The following is a 19,439-nucleotide window of genomic DNA, read 5'->3' as shown; positions in this document are numbered from 1 at the left end:
GCACCTCTGGGTCGCTGGGTTACTTCGGGGTGGTGACGCCTGCGGCCAGCTCGGCGAAGTGGGCGAGCATGCTCGCGCTGTCGGGTTCCCGGCCGGTGAACAGCCGGAACGCGTCCACCGCCTGGAAGACGGCCATGCCGCCGCCGTCGAGGGCGGCGCAGCCGACCGCGCGGGCGGTGCGCAGCAGCTCGGTCTCCAGCGGGCGGTAGACGACTTCGGCGACCCACAGCCCGGGGTGCAGCAGCTCGGCCGGGAAGGGCAGGCCGGGGTGGGCGGCCATGCCGGTGGGGGTGGCGTGCACGACGCCCTCGGCGTCGCCGAGCAGCTCCGCGAGCCGGTCGGGGCCCGCCGCGGCGGCCCGTCCCGCGCCGAAGTGCCGGTTCAGCGCGTCGGCGAGGGCGGCAGCCCGCTCGGCCAGCGCGTCGACGACGGTGACCCGACCCGCGCCGAGGGTGAGGGTGGCGTGCGCGACGGCCGCGCCCGCGCCGCCCGCGCCGAGTTGCACCACCCGTTCCAGGGGGACGTCGGGCAGACCGCGTGCGAAGGAGGCGGCGAAACCGGTGACGTCCGTGTTGTGGCCGACGGCCCGGCCGTCCTCGAAGACGACGGTGTTCACCGCGCCGAGCGCCTCGGCCTGCGGGGCGAGGGCGTCGAGGTGGGGGATCACCAGCTGCTTGCAGGGGTGGGTGATGTTCAGCCCGTCGAAGCCCAGGTCGCGGGCGGCCCGCACCAGGTCCCCGACCGCCTCCGGAGCGGCCCCGAGGACATCGATGTCGATCAGCCGGTAGAGGTAGCGCAGCCCCTGCCGGTCGGCCTCGCGCTCGTGCAGCGCCGGACTGAGCGACGGCCCGATGCCGGATCCGATCAGCCCGACGAGATACGAGTCCTTGGTCACGGCAGGCCTCCTGAACGGGCGACTAATGTACGAACTGGTGAGTTAGTCATACACCGAGAGAGGCGCGAGGGGAAGCCCTTCTAGAATCGCGGCACTGCACCCGCGCCGCCCGAAGGAACCCGATGACCAGCGTCGACGAACCGGCACGACCGAACGGGCGGACCCGTGACGCCGCCCGCACCCAGGCGGAGATCCTCGACGTGGCGACACGGGAGTTCGCCCGCGCCGGCTACGCCGGGGCCCGGGTCGACGACATCGCGGCCCTCACCCGCACCACGAAGCGGATGATCTACTACTACTTCGGCGGCAAGGAGCAGCTGTTCACCGCCGTCCTGGAGCGGGCGTACGGCGTGATCCGCGAGGCCGAGCAGGAGCTGGACGTCGAGCATCTTGACCCGGTCGCGGCCATCCGCCGGCTGGCGGAGCTGACCTTCGACCACCATGAGCAGCACCCGGACTTCATCCGGCTGGTCAGCATCGAGAACATCCACGAGGCCGAGCACATCGCCGCCTCCGCGAAGCTCGGCAGGATCGGCTCCCCCGCGCTCGACGTGATCCGCCGCATCCTGGCCTCCGGGCAGGAGTCCGGCCTGTTCACGGCCGAGGTGGACGCCGTCGACCTGCACGCGATGATCAGCTCGTTCTGCTTCTTCCGGGTGGCCAACCGGCACACCTTCGGAGCCCTGTTCGGCCGCGACCTCGTCGATCCGGCCCAGCGCGAGCACTACCGCACGATGCTCGGCGACATGGTGATCGCCTACCTGACGGCCGAGCGCACGGCGGACTGACCGGCCTGCGCGCGACCTCTTGACACCGGGGAAACGCGGGCGCAACATCCCTACCCACCGCGCATTAACTATCCAGTGGGTTAATTAGCCGCTCGATCCGGCCCTTCGCCCCGCCGCTCACCTCCCCTACGTTGGGGTTCCCCCGAAGGAGCAAGCCGTGTCCGTCCCCGCCGCACCCCGCGACGCCGCCGCGCCGCCCGGCCAGCCGAAGAAAGCCGCCACGGCGGCCTGGATCGGCAGCGCCCTGGAGTACTACGACTTCTTCATCTACGGCAGCGCGGCCGCGCTGATCTTCCCGAAGGTCTTCTTCGACGAGTCCGACCCGGCCACCGCGACCCTGCTCTCCCTGGCCACGTTCGGCGTCGCCTACGCGGCCCGTCCGGTCGGCGCGCTGTTCCTCGGGCACTTCGGCGACCGGGTGGGCCGTAAGCAGATCATGGTCTTCACGCTGATCCTGATGGGCGTCTCGACGTTCCTCATCGGCTGTCTGCCCACCCGCGCCCAGGTCGGCGGCCTCGCGCCCGTGCTGCTGGTCGCCTGCCGGGTCCTGCAGGGCATCTCCGCGGCCGGGGAACAGGCCAGCGCCAACTCCATGACGCTGGAGCACGCGCCGCCGCACCGGCGTGGCTTCTTCACCAGCTTCACCCTCAGCGGCACCCAGGGCGGCCAGCTCCTCGCCACGCTCGTCTTCATCCCGATCGCGGCCCTCCCCGAGGACCAGCTGCTGTCCTGGGGCTGGCGGGTGCCGTTCTGGCTGAGCATCGCGGTCGCCGTCGTCGGCTACGTCATCCGGCGCAAGCTGGAGGAGACCCCGGCCTTCGCCGCCCAGCAGGCCACCGGCGAGGTCGTGAAGCTGCCGCTGGCGGTGCTGCTGCGCGAGCACTGGGCGGACGTCCTGCGGGTGATCGCGGGCGCGCTGGTCGCCTCGGTGAGCACGATATTCACGGTGTGGGCGCTGGCGTACGCGACGAGCGACTCGGTGGGCGTAGACCGCTCCTCGATGCTGTGGGTGGGCGCGCTGGCCAACCTGGTCGCGCTGGCCGCCATCCCCCTGTGGGCCACGCTCTCGGACCGCATCGGCCGCCGCCCGGTGTACCTGATCGGCGCGTCCGGCAGCGCGGTGATGATGTTCGCCTACCTGTGGGCGATCTCCACCGGCTCCTACCCGCTGATCCTGGTCCTGGGCATCGTCACCTTCGGCGTGGTCTACAGCGCGGCGAACGGCGTGTGGCCGTCCTTCTACGGCGAGATGTTCTCCACCCGCGTCCGGCTGTCCGGGATGGCGATCGGCACCCAGATCGGCTTCGCGGCGGCGGGCTTCGCGGTCACGTTCGCCGCGCAGATCGCGGGTCCGGACGGCGACGACTGGTCCTCGGTCGCCCTGTTCACCGCGGCCCTGTGCGTGCCGCCGGTGATCGCGGCCCTGTCGGCGCGCGAGACGGCGAAGGTCCCGACGGAGCTGCTCGGCGAGCGCGCCGTGCGGGAGGCCGCGCAGCCGGAGACGGTGACCGCCTGATCCCGCCGACCCCGCCCACGGGCCGTGTGAGCCCCCGGACGCCTGACGGCTCCGGGGGCTCGGGCATGTCCTGCGCGAAGGGCGGCGCTCCCTCTCAGCCCTCGTCGGCGCCCGCCGGGATGCCGTACGCCCGTTCCACCCGCAGCCGCAGGACCAGGCGGCGGTCGCGGACCATGGCGGCGCGGTAGTCGTCCCAGTCGGGGTGCTCGCCCGCGAGGTCGCGGTAGAGGCGGACGAGTTCCTCGACGGTCTCGTCGTGGGGGTCCGCGGCGACGGGCGTGAGGTCGGCGGTGGCCTCGACGACCGTGTAGGCACGGTGGCCGGGGGTGGTCACGTGGTACGACGCCCGGGGGTCGCGGCGCAGGTTGCGGGTCTTCGCGCGGTCGTCCGTGATCGAGATCCGGATGACGCCCTCGTCCGGGTAGTAGAGGTGGGTGACGTTCGACAGCTGGGGGCGGCCGTCGCGCTTGAGGGTGACCAGTACCCCGCCGCGGCCCTCGGAGAGCAGCGCGAGCAGTGCGTTCTGCGTGTCGTGCGTCGTGTCCTGAGTCATGTTCGGCACAACCGGCGTCGCCGTGGGACGCATTCCCGCCGTGTTCCGCACCTCCGAGCGCCGACGGGCCGGGCTCTCGGGATCCCAGGTAGTAGACAGTGTCTACCATATCCTGGTAGACACTGTCTATGAGCCATGACTCCGAGAAGCCGGACCCCGACCTGCGGACCCGTCTCGTCGACGTCGGCGTGGACCTGGTGGCCCTGGAAGGCGTCGGCGCGCTGACCCTGCGGGAGATCGCCCGACGGGCCGGCGTCTCGCACGGAGCCCCGCGCCGCTACTTCCCCACGCATGTGGAGCTGCTGTCGGCCATCGCCCGCCGCGGCTTCACCGAGCTGGCCGGGCGGGTGACGACCGCGCTCGGCGACGGCGGCGCGCGTCCGCGCGCCCAACTGGCCGAACTGGGCCGGACCTACCTGGAGTTCGCCCTGGACAACCCCGGGATGTACGAGCTGATGTTCCGTCACGAACTGCTGAAAAGCGGTCATCTGCGGCTGCGGGACACCAGCCTGCCGCTGTTCAGGACCCTGGTGGACCTGGTCGGCCGGGCCCGCCCCGACCTGCGGGCCGACGCCCGCACCGTCGCCGGCGCGCTGTGGGCGAACCTGCACGGCATCGCCCAGCTGTGGGGCTGGGGCAGTCTCCAACTCGCCACGGACACCGACGACTTCGCACCTCTGCTGCATACGGCTCTGGACGCGCATCTCGGGCCGGAGGGCGGCCGGTGAACCGTCCCCTGACGCTGGCGAGCAGCGTGGCCGGGGCCGTGGTGGTCGCCCTGGACGGCACCGTCCTCACGGTCGCCCGGCCCACGATGCAACGCGATCTGGACGCCTCCCTCGCGCAGGTCCAGTGGACCGGCACCGGGTATCTCGTCGCCGTGGCGGGCCTGTTGGTGTTCGCCGGCCGGCTCGGCGACCGGTACGGACACCGGCGGACCTTCGCCGTCGGCATGCTCGGCTTCGGGGCCGCCTCGGCGGGTCTGTGCTGGGCGCCGGGCGTGGGCTGGGTGATCGGACTGCGGGTCGTGCAGGGGGTGTTCGGGGCGCTGTTGCAGCCGGCCACCCTGGGGATGCTGCGCACCTCGTTCCCGCCGGACCGGCTGCGCACCCCGATCGCCGTGCGCACCGCCGCCATCGGGCTGGCGGCGGCGGCCGGACCCGTGGTGGGCGGAGCGCTGGTCACGGCGTTCGGCTGGCGGGCCGTGTTCCTCCTCAACATCGTGCCCGCACTGCTGTTCGGCGTGCTCGCCCTCGCCTCCCGGGAGAAGACGCGGCCGACCGTCGACACCCCGCTGGACGTCCCCGGCTCCCTGCTGCTCGCGGCGGCCCTGGCCTGTCTGGCGCACACCCTGGTCACCCTGCCGGGCGTGAGCTGGTCGGCGGCCGGCGCACTCCTCGCGGGAGCCGCCTTCGTACGCCACGAGCGCCGTACGCCGGTCCCGCTGCTGCCGCCGGCCGTGGTGGGCTCGCCGGCCGTCGGCGCGTCGCTCGGGCTGCTCGTCGCCGTGTCGGCCGCCCTCAACGGCGCGCTGTTCGCCTGCGTCTACCTCCTCCAGGACGATCTGGGGCTCACCCCGCTGCACACCGCCCTGCTCAGCCTGCCGCTGGCCGTGCTGCTGATCGCGGCCGCGCCCACCGCCGCAATCCTGCTGCGCCGGGCCGGCGCGCGCGCCACCGTGACGGGGGCGACGGCCGTCCTCGCCGCCGGTCTCCTCGTCCTGGCCGAAGCCTCGGGCCAGGCGGCCTTCGGCGTCGGGTTCGCACTGCTGGGCGCCGGATTCGGCACGGTGATGGTGGCGGCGACCCATGTCGTCGTACACCAGGCTCCCGCCGCCTCCGCCGGAGTCGCGGGCGCGTTGCAGCAGACGGCGATGAACGTCGGTCCCGTGCTGGGCGTGGCCTCGGCGACCGTGCTCATGGAACTCGGCACCGCCCGCTCGCCCCTGCTCGTGATGGCGCTCGCGGCCGCCGCCGCCCTGCCCGTCTGCCGGGCGCTGCCGGGCCGCCCCCGTCCCGCCTCCTCCACCTCCGCCGCCCCTTCCGCCGGACTCCCGGCTGGTGGAAGCGACGCACCCCACACAAACCACGGCGTCGAAAACGATCCCTCCCGGCATTCCCTACGCGACCATGAGGTCTGAGGTCGCCCGCGCGGGACAGGCCGGACCGCACCTCGAAGGAACGCACCGGAGGAGAACGATGGCACTGCTGCGACAAGAGGTCGACCCGAGCGAGGTCGGACTGGACGCGAAGGCGCTGGACCGCCTCGACCAGCACGTCGCCCACTACGTCGACGAGGGACGCCTGCCCGGATTCCTCGTCGCCGTCTCGCGCGGCGGCCGGGTCGCGCACCTCACCGCGCACGGCCACCGCGACGTCGCCGCAGGTCTGCCCGTCGAGCCCGACACCCTCTACCGGATCTACTCCATGACCAAGCCGGTCACCTCGGTCGCCGCGCTGATACTGATGGAGGAGGGCCGACTGCGGCTCGACGACCCGGTCGCCGACCACCTCCCGGCCTTCGCCGACCAGCGGGTCTACGTCGGCGGCTCCGGCGCCGACCTGCGCACCCGGCCGGTCGAGCAGCCGCTCCTGGTACGGCATCTGATGACCCACACCGCGGGCCTGACCTTCGCCTTCTACCACTGTCACCCCGTCGACGCCCTCTACCGCGAGGCCGGGCTGGAGTCGGCGGTGCTGCCGGGCTCGACCCTCGCCGAGACCGTCGAGGCGTACGCGCGGCTGCCGTTGCAGTTCGAGCCGGGCACCCAGTGGAACTACTCGGTGTCCACCAACGTCCTCGGCCGCATCATCGAGGTCGTCTCCGGGCAGCCCCTCGACACCTTCCTCGCCGAGCGGATCTTCCGCCCGCTCGGCATGCCGGACGCCGGCTTCCAGGTCACGGACGAACAGGCCGGCCGCCTTGCGGAGCTGTACGGCGACGCGGACAGGGGCGGAATCGAGCCGATCCCGGGCCTGCCTCTGTTCGGCCGCCCCCGGTTCCTCTCGGGCAGCGGCGGCATGGTCGCGAGCGCCTACGACGTCCACCGCTTCGCGGAGCTGCTGCGCCGGCGCGGCGAGCTGGACGGCGTCCGCCTCCTCGCGCCCGAGACGGTGGACCTCATGACCCGCAACCACCTCCCCGGCGGGGCCGACCTGCGCGCCTTCGGCGCCCGCCCGGCCCATGACGAGCCCGGCAACGACGGCGTCGGCTTCGGCCTGGGCGTCTCCGTGGTCGTCGACCCGGACCGCACCCAGGCCCCCGCCGGCCTCGGCGCCTACGGCTGGAGCGGGGTCGCCACCACGACGTTCTGGGTCGACCCGGCCCATGACGTGACCGTCCAGTTCCTGACCCAGCTCAGGCCGAGGAGGTCGCTCAAGCTCTACCCCGACCTCAAGCGGCTGGTCCATGAGGCGCTGACGGGCTGAGGCGACGGCGGTAGCGCACGCCGGGGCGGCCGTCGAGGGTGATGCCGTCCACGGCCGTGAACCCGGTGCGCGCCGGCACGGCCCTGGACGCCGGGTTGTCGAGGGTGGCGGCGGCGGTGAGGGCGGACAGCCGGTGCGCCTCCGTCGCCGGCCGGCAGACCTCCTCCACCGCGCCCGTCGCCACGCCCCGGCCCGCGGCGCGCTCGGCGACCCGGTAGCCGAGGTCGGCCCTCCCGTCCTCGACCTCCACGAGATCGACCCGGCCGACGAGGTCGCCCCGGTCGTCCACCACGCCATGGAAGTGACACACCCCGGCGTCCTGCTCGGCGAGCAGGACGCGGAGCCGGGAGGGGAACTCGGAGAAGCACGCGTCGCCCCGGTCCGGCACGGTCCGCGCGAAGTGGCTCCGGTTCTCGCGCTCGAAGGCCGGCAGGGCCTCCGCGTGATCGGCACGCAGCCGCTCCGGCTTGATCACGCCGCACCACGATACGCGGCAGGACGCCGGCCGGTCAGCCGTCGACGCGCACGGTGAACTCCAGCCCTTCGTCGCCGAGTTCGCGCAGCCACTGCTCCGAGCGTGCCGCGGTCTCCGCCGCCCGGCTCAGCCCCGGCGGCAGGGAGCCGTCCAGGATGTGCCGGACGCCGAGGGCGAGAGTGCGGGAGACGCAGCGGGCCATGGCGCTCTCCCGCGCGTCCCCGGTCAGGTCGAGCAGACAACTCCCGGACCACGCCACGCCGTTGTCGGCGTCGACGTCCAGGGACACCGCGAGGACCACGCGGTCGCGGTCGGCGTCCGTGGTGGGGTGGGCGGCGGCCAAATCCCGGGCCAGGGCGGCGATCCGGGCGTCGTCGCCGTCCTTCAGCTCCTCGAACACCGGGTCCCAGGCCCGCAGCCAGCCGTCCAGGCGCAGGGTGCCGCGCACGAAGGCCTCCGGCCGCCAGGCCCCCGGCAGCTCGTACTGCTCGATGAAGGGCAGGCTGTCGCGGTTGGGGTAGACCTCGAAGGTCTCCGCGGCCGTCCCGTCGTTCCCGTCGAGCGCGCCGTTCCCGTCGACGACGTGCCCCCGGGTGGCCTCCCACGGCCGGGCGACCTCGACCTCGACGCCGTCCTCGACGTAACGCGCGGGCGAGCGCAGGGCGTTGAGGACTCCGAGGGGCGCCCAGCTGAAGCGGTAGCGGAAGTCGTTGGGGACGGCGGGGACGCCTCCGCAGTAGGAGGTGAGTCGGTAGGAGGCGGGGACGCCCGCGCCGACGGCCGTGCCGGCCCGGGCGACGAGGCTGTGCGCGAAGAGATGGTCGATGCCCGGGTCGAGACCGGCCTCGGTCAGCACCACGAGCCCGGCCTCGGCGGCGGCGGGCGCCTGCTCCAGGACCGCGTCCGACACATAGCTGGAGCAGGCGAAGTGGGCGCGCTCGGCCACGCAGGCCGCCAGCAGCGGGGCGTGCTCGGGCGCGGGCAGCATCGACACCACGACGTCCCCGGGGGCCAGTTCGGCCGTGAGCGCGTCGAGGGTGTACGCGCGCGGCTCGACGCGTCCGGTCAGGCCCAGCCGGTCCAGGGCCTGCGCCGCGCGCTCCGTCGTACGGTGCCACAGCCGCACCCGGCCGGTGTGGGCGCACAGGTCGGCCAGACCGCTGCCCGTGGACAGCCCGGCCCCGACCCAGTGGACTGCGCCGGATGCGGCGACCCGCTCAGACACGGCCGAACTCCCCTTCCGAGAGGCCCAGTTCACGGCCGGCCTGGCGGAAGCGGTCCAGGCAGCGGCCCCAGGGACCGCCGACGCCGAAGTCGAGCAGCTGGGGTGTCAGGGCCGCCGAGAAGTCGGCGCTGGACTCGGCCGGCAGCAGGGACGGCAGGTTGTCGATGGCGATCAGATCGAGCGGGGGCTCCGTGCGCAGCCGGCGCACGGGGTCCGTCCACTCGGTCGTACGGTCGTAGACCGGCAGGACGTTGAGGGGCGAGCCCACGTCGCAGGTGACGTCGCAGAGGGTGCGCAGCCGGCGGGCCGGGTCGTCGAGGTCCTCCTCGCGGACGAAGGGCGGCACCGGTGCGGTGGCGAGGACGCAGTTGACCAGCACGTCGTGGGCCAGCAGGGCGCGGCGGTCCAGGGCGCGGGTCTCCGCCAGGTCCCAGCAGGTCGGTTCCACGCCGGCCGTGGCGAACGCGGCCCGTGCGCCCCGGCCGCTGCGGCCCAGGGCGCCGACGACGAGCGCGGTGAACCCCTCGTCGCCGGAGGTCTCCCCGTCGGTCGGGCGCAGCGTCGCGTCCAGCTCGTCCTTGTCGGTCGGGCGCAGGGGCGCGGTCAGCCGGCCCCGGTGCTGGAGCACCGCGAGGGCTGCGCCCAGATAGCCCGCCCAGAAGCCGAAGGCGGCGAGCCGGCGGCCCTGGTCGTCGACCAGGTACTCCAGGTCGAGGAGCGTCCCGCCTCCGGCGGCGAACCTCCGCAGCAGGTCGGCCGCGCCGGGCTGGCCCTTGTAGGCGTGTCCGAAGAAGATGTGGCGGTGCGTCAGTTCCCGTGGCTCGTCCGGGAGTTCCTTCAGTCCGAGGACGACGGCCTCGCGCGGCGCCGACGGCCAGGAGCCCGCGGGGACGATCCGGGCGCCGATCGCCTCGTACTCCTTGGTCGGGACGATGCGCTGCGGGGAGTCCTCGACGGTCAGGGCCACGCCGGCCTCGACGAGGCGGCGGGCGTCGTCGGGGACGACCGGGGTGCGCCGCTCGGTGGTGCGGGCCTCGTGGCGCAGCCACAGCTGCAGGTCGCTCATACGCGGTTGACCTCCGGACGCGGGGCGTCGGCCGCGAACCGGCCGGCGCTCAGGGGGGTGACGTCCACGAAGGGTACGCGGCCGAGGTACAGGTCGCGGACGACCTCGCCGACGGCCGGTCCCTGGAGGAAGCCGTGCCCGGAGAAGCCGGTCGCATACAGAAAACGGGATACCGAAGTCGCCTCGCCGATCAGCGCGTTGTGGTCCGGAGTGACCTCGTACAGCCCCGCCCAGCCGCCCGTGCGGCGCAGGTCGAGCAGGGCGGGGGCGCGGTGCTCCAGGGCGGCGGCGAGACGGGGGATCCACCGGTCGTGGGCGTCGGTGGCGAAGCCGGGGCGTTCGTCGGGGTCGGACATGCCGACGAGGAGGCCGGGGCCCTCGGTGTGGAAGTAGAGGGTGCTGGTGAAGTCGATGGTCATCGGCAGGTCGGGCGGGAGGCCGGGGACCGGTTCGGTGACCGCGATCTGGCGGCGCAGCGGCTGCACCGGCAGATCCACGCCGGCCATCGCGCCGACGGCCCGGGACCAGGCGCCGGCCGCGCAGATCACCGTGTCGGTGGTGACGCGGCCCAGGGTGGTGGTCACGGCGGTGATCGCGGCGCCCCGCGTCTCGATGCCGGTCACCTCGGTGTGCCGCAGGATGCGCGCTCCGCACCGGCGGGCGGCGTCCGCGTACCCCTGGACGACGGCCTCGGGGGTGCAGTGGCCGTCGTCGGGCGAGAACGCGGCCGCCAGCAGCCCGTCCGTGGTGATCAGCGGCGAGAGGCGGCGCGCCTCGGCCGGGTCGATCATGCGGCTGGGCACGCCGAGCGCGTTCTGCAGCCGGACGCTCGCCTCGAAGGAGGCGACCTCCTCGGGCGTCGACAGCAGGAAGAGATAGCCGACGCGGTGCAGTCCGATGTCGTGCCCGAACTCCTGGCCGAACCGTCCGAACGCCTCCAGGCTGCGCGCCCCGAGCTGGATGTTCAGTTCGTCGGAGAACTGCGCGCGCACTCCGCCGGCGGCCTTCGAGGTCGATCCGGCGGCGAGTTCGTCCCGCTCGAGGAGCAGGACGTCACGGACGCCGGCGGCGGCCAGATGGTAGGCGATGCTCGTGCCCATCACTCCGCCGCCGATGACGACGACCGAGGCATGCGTGTTCACGCGAGCGGCTCCTTATCGCGGCGGCCTCGGCCGGATGCCGAGGCCGAGGCTGTCCTGCGCCGTGTCCGTCCTGCGCGGTGGCCGTGCCCTCACGGCTCAGGACCAGTGCGCCACCGCGTCCAGGTGGGGCAGCCGGTGGTCGAGGCGCTCCCGCTTGGTGCGCAGGTAGGTGATGTTGTTCTCGCACGGCTCGATCAGCAGCGGCACCTCCTCGGCGACCAGGATGCCGTTGTCCACCAGCGCCTCCCGCTTGCGCGGGTTGTTCGACATCAGGCGGACCGAGCGCACGCCCAGGTCGCGCAGGATGTCGGCGGCCACCTTGTAGTCGCGGGCGTCCACCGGCAGACCGAGGGCGAGGTTCGCCTCGACCGTGTCCAGGCCCTCCGCCTGCAGGGCCATCGCGCGCAGCTTGCCCAGCAGCCCGATGCCACGGCCCTCGTGACCGCGCAGATAGACGACTATGCCCCGGCCCTCGGCGACGACCGCGCGCAGCGCGGAGGCCAGCTGGTCGCCGCACTCGCAGTGCTGGGAGCCGAACGCGTCGCCGGTCAGGCACTCCGAGTGCAGCCGGGTCAGCACGTCCTCGGCGCCGATGTCTCCGTAGACCAGGGCGACCTGTTCGTCACCGCGGTCGTGGTCCATGTAGCCGATCGCCTGGAATTTCCCGTACACCGTGGGCAAGGGCGCATTCACCACGCGTTCCACACCGGTGCGCTGCGGGGTCTTCGTGCCGAGTACGCCAATTTTTTCTGTCATGATCTGGTTCCTAAGCAGAGACGAAAGGCCGTGAAAAGATGAGTGGTTCGGACATACCGTCGACGGCGTACGGTCTGGTGCCGACGGACACTACGGAAGACGTACGGACCCGGGGGGCCGGCGTCTCGACGCAGGTGGCGGTCCTTCCCGTCGGAAGCTTCGAACAGCACGGTCCGTACCTGCCGTTGGCCACCGACACGCTGGTCGCCTGCGCCATCGCCCGGGAGATCGCCGAGGCGTACCCGGTGCACCTCCTTCCGCCGGTGACCATCGCCTGCTCGCACGAGCACGCGGCCTGGCCGGGGACCGTCAGCATCTCCTCCGTGACCCTTCACGCGGTGGTACGGGACATCGCGGCGTCACTGCGCCGCTCGGGCGTCGAGGCCCTGGTGCTGGTCAACGGACACGGCGGGAACTACGTCCTGGGCAACGCCGTCCAGGAGTCCTCCGCCCGCGGCGAGCCAATGGCGCTGTTCCCGGCCCCGGAGGACTGGGAGGAGGCGCGGGAACGGTCCGGGGTGGTGACCTCGCTGCTCACCGACATGCACGCCGGGGAAATCGAGACCTCGATCCTGCTGCACGCCCATCCGGAACTCGTCCGGCCCGGTCATGCGTCCGCTGATTTCGTCGCGGACGACCGTCGCCATCTGCTCACGCTGGGAATGTCCGCCTATACCGATTCGGGCGTCATCGGCCGTCCTTCCCTGGGGTCCGCGGAAAAGGGGAAGGAACTCCTGGCGAGCCTGGCGGATTCCTTCGGCGCGTATTTCTCGCTGCTCACCACGGGGGCCGCCGCGGGAGCCGGAGCGGGCGACTCCGTGTAATGCCCGGCGAGTTCGTCGACGGATTCCGCGACGGATTCCCCGACGGTTTCGGGGCCGGTCGAGCCGGCCCCGGCCGCCCGGGAGGCCATCGCGTCGCCGGAGGCCGCCGCGTCGCCGCAGGCCCCCGCGGGCGAACCGTTCGCCGCGCCCGCTCGCAGTCCGGCGTACCAGCGGACGACCAGGACGACGGCGCCGGGCAGGGCGGCCACGAAGCTCAGCACCCCGTACACCACGGCGACCGCGAGGCCGGTGCTCGCGCCCAGGCCCGCCGCACCGAACGCCCAGGCGGTGACGCCCTCCCGGGGGCCCCAGCCGCCGACGTTCAGCGGCAGGCCCATGGCGAGCAGGGCGAGGACCGCGATCGGCAGCAGCGCCAGGACGGAGGCGCCGGAGCCGGCGACCCGGGCGGCCACGACGAACATCCCGAGGTGTCCGGCCAGCACGACCACGGACGACACGGCGACGCCGGGTCCGTTGCGCCGGGACAGCAGGCCCTCGCGCGCCTCGGCCAGCGTCGCCCGCAGCCGCCCGCCCCGGCGCGGGGCCGAGGAGTTCATGCGGACGGCGAGGAGGACCGCGGCCGCGCCCACCGCGGCCAGCAGGACCAGCGGGGCGACCTGTCGGGCGTCCGCCATGACCGGGGACGGCAGGGTCAGCAGGACCGTCACTCCCGCGACGGCCAGCACGAGCTGTCCCGCGGTCCGCTCCAGGACCACCGCGCGCACTCCGCGTCCGACGTCGCCGGCGCTCTGCCCGTGCCGCACCGCGCGGTGCACGTCGCCGAGGACGCCGCCGGGCAGCGCCGCGTTGAGGAACAGGGCGCGGTAGTAGTCGGCGACGGCCGCGCCGAGCGGCAGCCGGATCTGCAGCCCGCGGGCCACCAGCGCCCACCGCCAGGCGCTGAACACGGTGGTGATCACACCGATCCCGAGCCCCGCGAGCAGCGTCGGCACGTCGATCCGCCGCAGCCCGTCCAGGAACACGCCGGTGCCCAGCCGCCACAGCAGCACGGAGAGGATGACGACCCCGGCGACGGTCCCGACGTGCGTGCGCAGGGCCCGGTTGGCCAGCAGGGTGCGCAGCCGGGACGTCTTGGCGCGCGGCGCGGCGACGATGACGCCGATGCGGGCCTCGGACACGGCGGCTCCGGAGCGCGTCACCGACGGGGGACGCGGGGGCCGTCGTACGGCCAGGGCGCCCTCGCCCCAGATCACCGGCGCGGTCGGGTCGACCCGGGCGCTCGCCGTCTCCGCGCTCATCACGCCGCGCCCGTCGGCCGGGCCAGTGCCAGCAGGTCGCTGTGGTGGACGGTGACGCGCAGCTCGCCGGCCGCGAGGGCGGCGAGCCGGGCGGCCAGGTAGGTCTCGGCGCGGGCGGCGAGTTCGGGGCGCTGCTCGACCGCCGCGCCGACCCAGCCGCGCAGCCACTGCTCGGTGAGGGCGGCGTGCTCGGGGCCGAGCCGCCAGGCGCTCGGGTGCACCTTGACCGTCGCGCCGTGGTCGGCGAACGCCTCGCAGGCCGCGGTCACCGCGTCGGGGCCGAGGAGGCCGCCGCGGCGCTGGTGGTCGTTGAAGGCGGCGGCGATCTCCTCGTCCAGCGGGTCCTGCGGGGCGAGGTCGACGCGTCCGGCGACGGAGAGCGTGAGCAGCGCCGGGCAGCCCGCGCCCGCGCAGGCCGCGGCGAGGGTCTCGATCTCCTCGCGGGTCAGGACGTCCAGCAGGGCGGAGGCGGTGACCAGCGAGGCGCCGCGCAGGGCGTCCGGGGTGAGCCGGGCGACGTCGCCGCGCCGGGTCTCGACGGTGACCCGGCTGCCGTCGGCGGCCACCCGCGGGGAGGCGACGGCGGCGAAGTGCAGCAGGTAGGGGTCGCGGTCGTGCAGGATCCAGTGCTGGGCGCCGTCCAGGCGCGGGGCGAGCCAGCGGCCCATCGAGCCGGTGCCGCAGCCCAGGTCGTGGACGGCGAGTCCGCCGGGGCGTCCGGGCAGGTTGGCGAGCCGGATGCGCAGGGGGTCCAGCAGGTCCATCGACCGGGCGTCCGCGTCGGCGGGCTCGCGCAGCTGGAGCCATTCGGGCGCGTAGCGCGGCTGCTCGTCGGGCCCGGCGTCCCGCAGCCGTACGGTGGGCCGCTCGCCGGGGCGGGTCACGGGGCCGGCGCCGGGGATGACGGACCCCGACGGCTGGTCGGCACCGGTGTCGATGCCGTCGCCGTTGCCGTTGCCGTCGCCGGATATGGCGGGCCGCGCCCCGGAGTCGGCTCCGGAGGTCGGAGAAGTCACGGACTGAGTCACGAGGTCGCCCTCCTTGGGGCCCGGCTGCGTCGGGATGTGTCCCACGCGTCGGGCCAGGTCCGCCGGGGTCACGGTGCTCTTGCTCATGCCGCCCTCCGGGGTTCGCTGGGAAGCCGGCCGAGGACTCCGGCCAGGCTCTGGGCGGTGGACGCCCAGCCGTTCAGGGCCGCCCGGCGGCCGCGCGCGGCCGCCTTCAGCCGGCGCCGTACGTCCGCCTCGCCGAACCAGCCGCGCAGTTCGGCGGCGAGGGCGGCCGGGTCCTCCGGCGGCACGAGGATGCCGGGGACGCCGCCGTCGGGGGCGCGGCCGACCGCCTCGGGCAGTCCGCCGACGTCGGTGGCGAGGACGGGGATGCCGCGCGCGAGCGCCTCGGTGACCGCCATGCCGTACGTCTCGGCGTAGGAGGTGAGGACCATCAGGTCGGCGGCGGCGTAGCTGGCGTCGAGTTCGGCGCCGGCCTTCGGGCCCGCCAGCTCCAGCCGGTCCTCGAGGCCGTACTTCCTGATGAGGCCGCGCAGATGGGCGACGTACTCCGGGTCTCCCCCGAGGCCGCCGACACAGGAGCAGCTCCACGGCAGGTCGGTGACGGCGGCCAGCGCCTCCACCAGGCGGTGCTGGCCCTTGCGCGGGGTCACGGCCGCGACGCACAGCAGCCGGGACACGCCGTCCGTGCCGGAGGCCAGCGGCGCGATGTCGGCGCCGGGGGCGGCGACGTGCACCTTCTCCGGCGCCAGGCCGTGGTGGGAGACGAGGCGGCGCACCGCCCAGTCGCTGGTGGCGATCACGGCGGGCACGGCGCGCAGCACGGCCCGCTCCTTGGCGTCCAGCTCGGCCGCCGTCTGCGGGGCGAGTCCGGTCTCGTCGCCGAGCGGGAGGTGGACGAGGACGGCGAGCTGCAGGCGCTCCGCCTCCGGCACGATGATCTCCGGGACGCCGCAGGCCACGAGCCCGTCGAGCAGCACGATCGTGCCGTCGGGGAACTCGGCCAGCGTGCGGGCCAGTTCCGCCCGGGCGGCCGGCTGCGGGCTGGGCCAGGAGCCGGACGCCAGGTGCCTGTGGACCTGCCAGCCGAAGCCGGCCAGGTCCAGGCAGACCCGCCGGTCGTAGGCGTTGCCGCCGCTGGGGTTGGCCGGGTCGTCGACGCCGCCCGGCATGACGAAGTGCACGGACCGCAGCGACATGGGGATGATCCCCCCGATCTTCGGACAGGTCTTCGGGACGGCGACCTGCGCGGGCACATAGGCGAGCGAGGGCGGCTGCGCGGTCTGCACGGTCTTCTCCAGGGTCACGTCGGTCACAGCGCACGCTCGTAACTCGCCCAGGCGATGTGCGACTCGTGCAGCGTGACGGCGAGGGCGGCGATGCCCCGGGCGCCCTCGCCGAGGGCGCCCTTGTCGATCCGCGCGGCGAGCCGGTCGGCGATGACCTTGGCCAGGAACTCGGTCGAGGTGTTGATCCCGTCGAATTCCGGCTCGTTGTCCAGATTTCTGTAGTTCAGCTCGCTGACGACCGCACCGAGCTCCTGCGTGGCCAGTCCGATGTCGACGACGATGTTGTCGTCGTCCAGCTGGTCGCGGCGGAAGGTGGCGTCCACGAGGAACGTCGCTCCGTGCAGGCGCTGCGCGGGTCCGAAGACCTCGCCGCGGAAGCTGTGGGCGATCATGATGTGATCGCGGACGGTGACACTGAACAACGGACGACCCTCCAGGTGCGGCGCGTCTGGTCCCCCGGCCGTTGGCCGCCGGGGGATGCCGTGTAGTACGGCTCTTCGCTTCCCCGTGTTCAGCCCGATCTCACTCTTTTCTCAGGTCAGGCGCTCTGTTCGTACCTGATGCGGTGACAGAGCGCCGGAATCTCCCCGGTGGCGAGCCTCGGCATCACCTCCGGCAACTCCTCGAAAGCGCTCTCCCCGGTGACGAGGGCGTCGAGCGCCGGGTCGGCGAGCAGTTCGAGGGCGAGCGCGAGCCGATCGGCGTACGTGCGACTGGCGCGGGCCGGGGAGACGGTGCCGACCTGGCTGCTGCGGATGACCAGGCGGCGGGAGTGGAAGGCCTCGCCGAGCGGGAGGGACACCTGCCGGTCGCCGTACCAGCTCAGTTCGAGGACCGTGCCCTCGGGCCGCAGCAGCTCCAGGGCGCGGGCGAGGCCCTGTTCGCTGGCGCTGGCGTGCACGACGAGGTCGCAGCCGTCGAGCGCGTCGCCGGGGAGGGCGAAGCCGACGCCGAGGGCCTCGGCGACCTTCGCCCGCGCCGGGTCGGCGTCCACCAGTTGGACGCGGACGCCCGGGAAGCGGGCCAGGAGCGCGGCCACCGAGCAGCCGACCATGCCGCCGCCGACCACCGCGATCCGATCGCCGACCAGGGGCGCGGCGTCCCACAGGGCGTTGACGGCGGTCTCCACGGTCCCGGCGAGGATCGCCCGTTCGGCGGGCACGCGGTCCGGTACGACCGTGACCGCCGTCGCGGGAACGACGTACCGCGTCTGATGCGGGTAGAGGCAGAAGACGGTACGGCCGACCAGGGCCGCCGGTCCCTCCTCCACGCGTCCGACGTTGAGGTAGCCGTACTTCACCGGCGCGGGGAAGTCGCCGTCCTGGAACGGCGCGCGCATGGTCGCGTGCTGACTGTCCGGCACCCCGCCGCGGAAGACGAGGGTCTCGGTGCCGCGGCTGACGCCCGACCACAGGGAACGCACCAGAACCTCGCCCGGCGCGGGGGCGGAAAGGGGGGTCTCGCGGATCTCTCCTTCACCCGGAGAGCTGACCCAGAACGCACGTGCGGTGGTCGACATCGGCATCCTCCTGAACGATCGGGAACCTGTTCACGTACCGAGGTGTGCACAGTCCGCGCACAGTACGCGGCACTGATCATCTCTGTACACCTGGCCGGAGGAATGTGCGGTGGCCCTGAACAACACTTACGAAGCAAGGCTGGTCCAGCAGGAGACCGCTGTGGGAGCGGGCGTTCAGATCCTGTTGCTGGCTCTGCTCGGCTCGGCGATCGGCATGGGGCCGGCGGGCTGGGTGACCGGTCTCGTCTTCGCCGTCGCCACCTGGGCGGTGCTCTCCCGGGCGCTGCACCGCTCCAGCCTGCGCACCTTCGGCCCGGCCAACCGGGTCACGCTCGGCCGCGCGACCCTGGTCGGCGGGGTGACCGCGCTGGTCGCCGACTCCTTCGAGAGCGCGCCGCCGGTGACGCTGCTGGTGGGCCTGACGGCCGTGGCCCTGATCCTGGACGGCGTCGACGGCAAGGTCGCCCGGCGCACGGGCACCTCCACCGCACTGGGCGCGCGCTTCGACATGGAGGTCGACGCCTTCCTGATCCTGGTGCTGAGCGTGTACGTCTCGATGCAGCTGGGCCCGTGGGTCGTCCTCATCGGCGGCATGCGCTACGCCTTCGTCGCCGCGGCCCGGGTCGCCCCTTGGCTCAACGGATCGCTCCCGCCGAGCTTCGCCCGCAAGACGGTGGCCGCGCTCCAGGGCGTCTGCCTGCTCCTCGCGGGCGCGGACCTGCTGCCGTACGCGGCGAACTTCGCGGTCGCCCTGCTGGCCCTGTCCACCCTGGTGTGGTCGTTCGGCCGGGACGTCCTGTGGCTGTGGCGCACCTCGCGGCCCGCCCGGGAAGAGGAGCGGCTGCCCGCGGAGAAGGTCCTGGAACTCGCCTGACCTCGCCCCACCGCTCAGCCCGAAGGGCCCGGATCGTCCGCACGGACACGATCCGGGCCCTTCGGGTCGTCCGGGGCTACGGCCGCGGCGACCGGGTCCGTACGACGGCGAAGGCGGCGGCCGCCAGGCCCAGCACGCCGACGACCAGCCCGGCGATGCCCAGCCCGCGGGCGGTGGAGTCGCCGGAGTCGGCGGCCTGCGCCGTGCTCTTGGCGCTCGCCGTGCTCTGCGTGCTCTTCCCGGAGGACGCCGGAGTGCTCTCGTCCGCCGCCGCCGTGAGCTTCAGCACCGGCGCGGGGTTCTCCGGCTCGTCCGCGCCCGCTTCCTCCTCCTCGATCCAGCGCACGGTGGTGCCGTCGGAGTAGCTCTGGAGGGTCTTGAAGGCGAGTTCGTCGGCGTCCTCGGGGAGTTGTCCGAAGGCGACGTCGAAGTCCTCGAACTGGCCGGCCGCGATCTTCCCGCCGGTCCAGGTGATCTCGGAGGCGGCCTCGGTGATCGTGCCGTCGTCGGTCTTGACCGGCGTCTTGAGCTTGGTGGTGGTCACCTTCGCGGTCCAGCCGTCGTGCGGGGTGACCAGCACGCCGAGCACGGGGTGGTCGGTGGGCAGGAAGACCTGGACCTTGGTGGTGGTCGCGGTGTCCTCCTCGTTGGGGACCCGGAAGGTGAGCAGGCCGTCGGTGGCGCCCTTGGCATAGCTCTCGGGGTGGACGGTGACATGCGCGGAGGCGACCCCGGCGGCGGCGAGCACGGCTGCGGCGGCGAGCACGGCGCCGAGACCGGTGCGGCGCAGGGCGAGGCGAGTCGTGGACATGGTGGACGT

General features: G+C 73.5%; 19 protein-coding genes and 1 pseudogene. 7 read left to right on the top strand and 13 right to left on the bottom strand.

The genetic code is table 11. The annotated features are described in order from the left end of the window. Positions 1-19: 19 nt before the first annotated feature. A complete protein-coding gene (locus OG562_RS36130) occupies positions 20-895 on the bottom strand; it encodes a shikimate dehydrogenase (RefSeq protein WP_266405616.1) in 876 nt (291 codons plus the stop codon). A gap of 122 nt (positions 896-1,017) precedes the next feature. On the opposite strand from OG562_RS36130, the gene OG562_RS36125 reads away from it, so the two are divergent. Both OG562_RS36125 and OG562_RS36120 read left to right on the top strand, forming a co-directional pair. Further along, positions 1,018-1,683: a TetR/AcrR family transcriptional regulator gene (locus OG562_RS36125; RefSeq protein ID WP_266405614.1), complete on the top strand. Its 666-nt coding sequence runs from the start codon at positions 1,018-1,020 to the stop codon at positions 1,681-1,683. Between the two features lie 157 nt (positions 1,684-1,840). After that, positions 1,841-3,199: an MFS transporter gene (locus OG562_RS36120; protein WP_266405613.1), complete on the top strand. Its 1,359-nt coding sequence runs from the start codon at positions 1,841-1,843 to the stop codon at positions 3,197-3,199. A gap of 94 nt (positions 3,200-3,293) precedes the next feature. Here OG562_RS36120 and OG562_RS36115 read toward each other — a convergent pair whose 3' ends face one another. Next, positions 3,294-3,752 (bottom strand): PPOX class F420-dependent oxidoreductase, encoded by a 459-nt coding sequence (locus tag OG562_RS36115; protein WP_266405611.1) that lies wholly within the window; start codon positions 3,750-3,752, stop codon positions 3,294-3,296. A gap of 128 nt (positions 3,753-3,880) precedes the next feature. Here OG562_RS36115 and OG562_RS36110 point away from each other — a divergent pair, with 128 nt between their 5' ends. The 3 genes from OG562_RS36110 to OG562_RS36100 are packed head-to-tail and all read left to right on the top strand — an operon-like array spanning position 3,881 to position 7,180. Further along, positions 3,881-4,480, top strand: coding sequence for a TetR/AcrR family transcriptional regulator (locus tag OG562_RS36110; RefSeq protein WP_266405610.1), 600 nt, complete (start codon positions 3,881-3,883; stop codon positions 4,478-4,480). After that, on the top strand, positions 4,477-5,892 hold the full coding sequence (locus OG562_RS36105; protein WP_266405608.1) for an MFS transporter: 1,416 nt from the start codon (positions 4,477-4,479) through the stop codon (positions 5,890-5,892). Before OG562_RS36110 ends, OG562_RS36105 begins: the two co-directional genes overlap by 4 nt. 58 nt (positions 5,893-5,950) lie before the next feature. Further along, a complete protein-coding gene (locus OG562_RS36100) occupies positions 5,951-7,180 on the top strand; it encodes a serine hydrolase (protein ID WP_266405607.1) in 1,230 nt (409 codons plus the stop codon). On the opposite strand, the gene OG562_RS36095 is transcribed toward OG562_RS36100, so the two are convergent. From OG562_RS36095 to ribA, 5 genes are all read right to left on the bottom strand, one after another. Continuing rightward, positions 7,146-7,655 (bottom strand): GNAT family N-acetyltransferase, encoded by a 510-nt coding sequence (locus OG562_RS36095; RefSeq protein ID WP_266405605.1) that lies wholly within the window; start codon positions 7,653-7,655, stop codon positions 7,146-7,148. The two genes, OG562_RS36100 and OG562_RS36095, sit on opposite strands and share 35 nt — an antisense overlap. A 34-nt stretch (positions 7,656-7,689) precedes the next feature. Further along, positions 7,690-8,880: a saccharopine dehydrogenase family protein gene (locus OG562_RS36090; protein ID WP_266405603.1), complete on the bottom strand. Its 1,191-nt coding sequence runs from the start codon at positions 8,878-8,880 to the stop codon at positions 7,690-7,692. Next, on the bottom strand, positions 8,873-9,946 hold the full coding sequence (locus OG562_RS36085; RefSeq protein ID WP_266405602.1) for a saccharopine dehydrogenase: 1,074 nt from the start codon (positions 9,944-9,946) through the stop codon (positions 8,873-8,875). The genes OG562_RS36090 and OG562_RS36085 overlap by 8 nt, the downstream gene beginning before the upstream one ends. Further along, entirely contained in the window at positions 9,943-11,088 is a 1,146-nt protein-coding gene (locus OG562_RS36080) for an FAD-binding oxidoreductase (RefSeq protein WP_266405600.1), read from the bottom strand. Before OG562_RS36080 ends, OG562_RS36085 begins: the two co-directional genes overlap by 4 nt. Positions 11,089-11,184: 96 nt before the next feature. Beyond that, positions 11,185-11,844 (bottom strand): GTP cyclohydrolase II, encoded by a 660-nt coding sequence (gene ribA, locus OG562_RS36075; RefSeq protein WP_266405598.1) that lies wholly within the window; start codon positions 11,842-11,844, stop codon positions 11,185-11,187. Between the two features lie 38 nt (positions 11,845-11,882). On the opposite strand from ribA, the gene OG562_RS36070 reads away from it, so the two are divergent. Beyond that, positions 11,883-12,668, top strand: a complete 786-nt coding sequence (locus tag OG562_RS36070; RefSeq protein ID WP_323187592.1) for a creatininase family protein — start codon at positions 11,883-11,885, stop codon at positions 12,666-12,668. A 251-nt stretch (positions 12,669-12,919) separates the two neighbouring features. Here the strand turns inward: OG562_RS36070 and OG562_RS36065 are convergent. The 5 genes and pseudogenes from OG562_RS36065 to OG562_RS36045 form a co-directional block, all read right to left on the bottom strand. After that, positions 12,920-13,927, bottom strand: a pseudogene (locus tag OG562_RS36065) (YbhN family protein); the annotation flags it as partial. Next, the gene (locus OG562_RS36060; RefSeq protein WP_266405595.1) at positions 13,927-15,042 is read right to left on the bottom strand and encodes a class I SAM-dependent methyltransferase; all 1,116 of its coding nucleotides are present in this window, start codon (positions 15,040-15,042) and stop codon (positions 13,927-13,929) included. The pseudogene OG562_RS36065 and the gene OG562_RS36060, both read right to left, overlap by 1 nt. Next, positions 15,039-16,253, bottom strand: a complete 1,215-nt coding sequence (locus OG562_RS36055) for a glycosyltransferase family 4 protein (protein ID WP_266405594.1) — start codon at positions 16,251-16,253, stop codon at positions 15,039-15,041. Before OG562_RS36055 ends, OG562_RS36060 begins: the two co-directional genes overlap by 4 nt. Then, on the bottom strand, positions 16,250-16,648 hold the full coding sequence (locus tag OG562_RS36050; RefSeq protein WP_266405592.1) for a 6-carboxytetrahydropterin synthase: 399 nt from the start codon (positions 16,646-16,648) through the stop codon (positions 16,250-16,252). Before OG562_RS36050 ends, OG562_RS36055 begins: the two co-directional genes overlap by 4 nt. 116 nt (positions 16,649-16,764) lie before the next feature. Further along, positions 16,765-17,745, bottom strand: a complete 981-nt coding sequence (locus OG562_RS36045; protein WP_266405591.1) for a zinc-binding alcohol dehydrogenase — start codon at positions 17,743-17,745, stop codon at positions 16,765-16,767. A gap of 109 nt (positions 17,746-17,854) precedes the next feature. Here OG562_RS36045 and OG562_RS36040 point away from each other — a divergent pair, with 109 nt between their 5' ends. Continuing rightward, positions 17,855-18,619, top strand: coding sequence for a CDP-alcohol phosphatidyltransferase family protein (locus OG562_RS36040; RefSeq protein WP_266405590.1), 765 nt, complete (start codon positions 17,855-17,857; stop codon positions 18,617-18,619). Between the two features lie 76 nt (positions 18,620-18,695). On the opposite strand, the gene OG562_RS36035 is transcribed toward OG562_RS36040, so the two are convergent. Next, positions 18,696-19,430: a YcnI family protein gene (locus OG562_RS36035; RefSeq protein ID WP_266405588.1), complete on the bottom strand. Its 735-nt coding sequence runs from the start codon at positions 19,428-19,430 to the stop codon at positions 18,696-18,698. Positions 19,431-19,439: the final 9 nt, after the last annotated feature.

Source organism: Streptomyces sp. NBC_01275 (genome assembly GCF_026340655.1).
In the GTDB taxonomy this organism is placed as follows: Bacteria; Actinomycetota; Actinomycetes; order Streptomycetales; family Streptomycetaceae; genus Streptomyces.
Note: the sequence above shows the minus strand (reverse complement) of the source record. Positions and strands in the feature narration are given on the sequence as shown.

Excerpts from the sequence above, each read along its gene's own strand:
- OG562_RS36110 (WP_266405610.1), top strand. The coding sequence starts at position 3,881 with ATGAGCCATGACTCCGAGAAGCCGGACCCCGACCTGCGGACCCGTCTC.
- OG562_RS36070 (WP_323187592.1), top strand. The coding sequence starts at position 11,883 with ATGAGTGGTTCGGACATACCGTCGACGGCGTACGGTCTGGTGCCGACG.
- OG562_RS36035 (WP_266405588.1), bottom strand. The coding sequence starts at position 19,430 with ATGTCCACGACTCGCCTCGCCCTGCGCCGCACCGGTCTCGGCGCCGTG.
- OG562_RS36115 (WP_266405611.1), bottom strand. The coding sequence starts at position 3,752 with ATGACTCAGGACACGACGCACGACACGCAGAACGCACTGCTCGCGCTG.
- OG562_RS36060 (WP_266405595.1), bottom strand. The coding sequence starts at position 15,042 with ATGAGCAAGAGCACCGTGACCCCGGCGGACCTGGCCCGACGCGTGGGA.
- OG562_RS36045 (WP_266405591.1), bottom strand. The coding sequence starts at position 17,745 with ATGTCGACCACCGCACGTGCGTTCTGGGTCAGCTCTCCGGGTGAAGGA.
- OG562_RS36100 (WP_266405607.1), top strand. The coding sequence starts at position 5,951 with ATGGCACTGCTGCGACAAGAGGTCGACCCGAGCGAGGTCGGACTGGAC.
- OG562_RS36085 (WP_266405602.1), bottom strand. The coding sequence starts at position 9,946 with ATGAGCGACCTGCAGCTGTGGCTGCGCCACGAGGCCCGCACCACCGAG.
- OG562_RS36125 (WP_266405614.1), top strand. The coding sequence starts at position 1,018 with ATGACCAGCGTCGACGAACCGGCACGACCGAACGGGCGGACCCGTGAC.
- ribA (WP_266405598.1), bottom strand. The coding sequence starts at position 11,844 with ATGACAGAAAAAATTGGCGTACTCGGCACGAAGACCCCGCAGCGCACC.